General features: G+C 67.6%; 4 protein-coding genes and 1 pseudogene. 3 read left to right on the top strand and 2 right to left on the bottom strand.

The window, feature by feature from the left end; all coding sequences use genetic code 11:
• Window positions 1-325 (top strand): annotated as a pseudogene (locus ACR2FV_RS01295) (hypothetical protein); the annotation flags it as partial.
• A 270-nt stretch (window positions 326-595) separates the two neighbouring features.
• Here the strand turns inward: ACR2FV_RS01295 and ACR2FV_RS01290 are convergent.
• Both ACR2FV_RS01290 and ACR2FV_RS01285 read right to left on the bottom strand, forming a co-directional pair.
• Window positions 596-2,077: an amidase gene (locus ACR2FV_RS01290; protein ID WP_434013921.1), complete on the bottom strand. Its 1,482-nt coding sequence runs from the start codon at window positions 2,075-2,077 to the stop codon at window positions 596-598.
• A complete protein-coding gene (locus ACR2FV_RS01285; protein ID WP_434013920.1) occupies window positions 2,074-2,778 on the bottom strand; it encodes a peptidase dimerization domain-containing protein in 705 nt (234 codons plus the stop codon). Before ACR2FV_RS01285 ends, ACR2FV_RS01290 begins: the two co-directional genes overlap by 4 nt.
• 631 nt (window positions 2,779-3,409) lie before the next feature.
• Here ACR2FV_RS01285 and ACR2FV_RS01280 point away from each other — a divergent pair.
• Window positions 3,410-3,586 (top strand): SDR family NAD(P)-dependent oxidoreductase, encoded by a 177-nt coding sequence (locus ACR2FV_RS01280; RefSeq protein WP_434013919.1) that lies wholly within the window; start codon window positions 3,410-3,412, stop codon window positions 3,584-3,586.
• On the top strand, window positions 3,583-4,190 hold a 608-nt coding region (locus ACR2FV_RS01275; protein WP_434013918.1), incomplete at its 3' end, for an SDR family NAD(P)-dependent oxidoreductase. The genes ACR2FV_RS01280 and ACR2FV_RS01275, both read left to right, overlap by 4 nt.

Genomic DNA, 4,190 nt, shown 5'->3' with positions numbered 1-4,190 from the left:
TCGCTGTCGAACGCGGCGGGCGGGACATGAAAGGCCACCTCGGGTTGGGTGGTGCCCGGTGTTCCACCACCGCGAGGATCGGATCCGCGGCCACGTGCAACTGTGCTGGCTCGCGCTGCTGCTGATCCGAGTCGCCGAGAACACCACCGCCACACCTGGCGCAACATCTCGCCACGAGATGGACCGGATGCACCTGGTCACCCTGGCCACCACCGACGGCCACGTCGCGCAACGCTCGGCCACCACCCCAGGGCAGAAGACCATCCTCACCGCCCTGAGCCTGCCCGACCCGCCCAAGTACTTCGACTTCACCACCAGCGCCTGACCATCCGCGGCGCCCCTCCCGGGATCCCCGATCGTGTAGTAACACGACCCCACCACGCCTGCCACGGCAAACCCGCGGGTCAACCCGCAGATTCAGTTTCCCGTGTGCCCATCAACTGCGGAACTCCGGCCTGGGTCACGTTCTCTGGCGCCGCGCATGTGCTGATCATTGCTCATATCTTCGTCTTGATAGTCGTTCACGGTGGTGAGGCCAAGGTGAGAGAGAAGGGTCTGCCAGTCATCCCGGGTGAGCTGGGCCGCGGTCTCCGCGTCACCCGCCGGGGGCAAGGAGTTGACGCTGCCCAGTCGCCGGTCCAGGGAGCTCTGGTGCCCGATTGGCGTGACCGGTGGCCTCTTCGTAGGCCATCGCCACGCGGAGCAGGTGAGCGTCCCGGCCGTGCTGGGCCACCATTTGCAATCCCACCGGCAGTCCGCCTCGGCTGAAGCCGGCGGGAACGGAGACCGCAGGGCAGCCCATCGCCGAGATTAGGCAGACCGAGCGCATCCACTCCACGTAGCTGACCATCGGCACGCTGGCAACGACCCGGGGCCACCGGTCGGTGGAAGGGAAGGGCAGTACTTGCGTGGTGGGGGCGAGCATCACGTCGTAGTCGGTGAAGAACCGGTGCACCGCTTGGTGGAGTCTGGTACGTGCCAGGGCTGCCTTCATCAGTTCGTCCGCGCTCAGGTCCAGTCCCTTGCGCACGTTCCAGACCACTTCAGGCTTGACCTGCTCGGGGTGCGCGACGACGATCTCGCGCAGGTTCGTCGCCATGTCGAAGGCCCTGGTGGTGTCGAAGACCTCGTCGGCATCGGTCAAGTCTGGGCAGGCCAGCTCGACAACCGCCCCGAGTTCCTCAAAGACCTGCGCTTGAACGAGGATGGTGTCGGCCACCTCCTGCTCCACCGGCACACCCAGACCGAAGTCGACCGTAAGGCCGATCTTTACGCCGCTCAGCGGACGCGATCCCGACCCAGCGGCGCCGTCCAGTGCGACGAAGTCTGCCGGATCGACCGGGCAGTGGAACGGCACCCGCGGGTCCGGGCCAGTCAGCACGGACATCGCCAATGCGATGTCGTCGACCGCGCGCCCCATGGGTCCGGTCCTAGCCAACCACGCCCATGCGTTGCGGCTCGGTGCCACGGGGATCAGCCCTTGGGATGGCCGGAACCCCACCACGTTGCAGAAGGCCGCCGGGTTGCGCAGCAAACCGCCCATATCGCTGCCGTCCGCCAGGGCCTGGATCCTGGTCGTGAGCGCGGCCGCTGCGCCGCCCGAGGACCCCCCGACCGTGCGGGAGAGGTCGTAGGGGTTGCTCGTGGTGCCGAACACCTCGTTGAAAGTGTGGGAGCCGGCCGCGAACTCCGGCACGTTGTTCTTGCCGGTGCTGATAACCCCCGCGGCCCGGAACCGCGCGACGATGAGATCATCGAAGTCGGGTAGAAAGTCGCTGAATACCGGTGAGCCCGAGGTGGTCCGGATGCCCTTGGTGTTGTGGGTGTCCTTGTGGGTCATCGGTACCCCGTGAAGCGGGGGAAGGTTCTCAGGCGCATGGCAGGCGGTCATCTCGTCGGCGCGCAGCGCCGCGGCGCACGCCTCCTCGCGCACCTGTGTGACGACCGCATTGATCGACGGGTTCCAGGCGTCGATCTGTGCGAAGTGCGCGTCCAGTACCTCCCGGGCCGAGATTTCCTTGGATCGGAGGGCCGCGGCCAGGACACGTGCCGACAGCTGCTGCGGTTCCACGGTCACGCGCCGCCGGTGTCCCGGCCGTTGCCCGACCCGACGCGCGACATAATCGCGGTGTAGGCCGCCGTGACTCCTGTGGTGAGGGTGGGCTCGATGATCGGCGCCAAGAGCGGGGAATGATTGGAGGGCACCGGCTCGTCGCCGTCGATGACTTCGTCTGGCATACCGCCGGAGAACCAGTAAACCCCGGGAACGCCGATGGGGTCCGGGAGGGCGCCGAAGTCCTCGCTGCTCATCTGCGCCGGGTGGCCGAGAATGTTGTCCGGACCGATCGCCGCCCCGAGCGCCGCTTTGCCGCGGTCTGTGGTCTCGGGGTCGTTGATGAGCAGCGGAAATTGGTGGCGTTCCTCGATCTGCGGCTGCCGTGCACCGGAGGCTGGCGCCTCCGCGAGAATCACCCGTCGCAGGCCGGCTAGCACCTCCTCGCGCGCGTCGGCGTTCAGGTTGCGCACGTTGATAGTGAACTCCGCAGTGGCCGGGATGACGTTCTCCTTGAGGCCGGCGTGAAATGTCGCGACGGTGACCACAACGGACTCTTGCGGGGGGACCTCACGGGATACCACACTCTGCAGTCGCACGACCATGTGGCAGGCAAGCCGCACCGGATCGATTGTGTCCTCTGGGCGGGAACCGTGGCCGCCACGGCCGCGGACGGTCACGCGACAAGCGTCTGAGAAGGCCATCGCCGGGCCGGTGCTGATCATGAACTGCTCCCAACCCGGTTGGATGTGCGTCGTGTGTGCGCGGTCAGTGTGGCACAGGATCCTACCGAGTACCAGGGTTCGACGAGGCACCTAATGTGCCCGCGAAGCGGGTCTGGTGCCTCAGTGAAGAACTGCCAGCGAAACGGCGCGGCACGGTCTCGCGGATGGATCGGCGCAGGCGGCGGGCCCGGAAGTACTCCCCGGAAGTACTCCCCCCTCCTCAGTGTGAGCGTGCGCAGCTTCAGCCGGGGGCAGATGATCGAGCCGCTGCAGCCCCGGTGGATCCGCCCAGCCGCAATCCTGCAGATCTTGATCGCCACCCGGGCCTTGCAACGCCAAACGCCCGCAGACCACTGGGCTTCGCCGCGAAAAGGGACACCCACCCGCGTTGGCGTGCGCAGACGTTGATTTGGACGACACGGCGCGTGCGGCGAGGACCGAGATGAGTGGGGGTGAGGAATATGCGCAGCACCCTGACGTTGGAACGGTGAGCTCAAGCACTGCGCGCCCAATGTTGCTGCACAGCGCTTGATGCCGCTGTGGCGCGCGGCCGACACCTCGCTGAGGTGGTCAGACACGATCCGGACAGTCCGCTGTCACCGTTCTCCCATTCCTCGAAGGAGAGCACCTCATGGACCTGAAAAACGCCGCGATCCTGATCACCGGCGCCGGGAGCGGCATCGGGCAGGCCCTCGCGCTGCGGCTCGCCGAGCACGCGCCCCGGCTCACGCTGGTGGGTCGCCGTCTGCAGCCCCTCGACGAGCTGGCGGACCGGGCCGCGCACAGGGCGCTCAGGCCCATGTGGTGACCACGGACCTCACCGAACCAGGCGCGCCGGAGCGGGTCGTGGCCTCGGCGAGGGCCGAGTTCGGTGGTGTCGACGTACTGATGAACAACGCGGGGCAACGTCCGCGCCGGCCGGCTCGAGGCCATCGAGGAGTCCGAGGTCGTGGCCCAGATTGCGCTCACCCTGACGGCGCCGATCCTGCTCACCCGCGCTGCGCTGCCAGCCTGCGGGAGTCCGAGCGCGGACTGGTCATCAACATCTCCTCGGGGATCGGGCTGATCGGGATGCCGTTCTACGCGACCTACGCGGCGGCCAAGGCCGGTATCGCGCACTTCGGGGAGGCGCTGCGTCGTGAACTGTACGGTGAGGGCGTGCACGTGCTGACCGTCTACCCCGGTGCGACCAGCACCCCGATGATGGAGTCCTCGAAGGCCGGCGCCGAGGAGGGCTTCGAGTACGAGTCCCCCGAGGCGGTTGCCGACGCCACCGTCGACGCCATCCTGGACGGCAGCCTCACTGTCGTGCGGGGCGGTCAGCGACGCCGCGACATGATCGCGACGAACCGTGAGGACCCGGCGTCGGTCGACCAGGTGCTCGCCGAGCGCAAGCCCCTGCTGGAGAAGGC

Origin of the sequence: Ornithinimicrobium sp., from assembly GCF_051004135.1 — a bacterium.
Taxonomy (GTDB): domain Bacteria; phylum Actinomycetota; class Actinomycetes; order Actinomycetales; family Dermatophilaceae; genus Ornithinicoccus.
The sequence above is the reverse complement of the archived record's forward strand: the minus strand, read 5'-3'. Positions and strand labels throughout refer to the sequence as shown.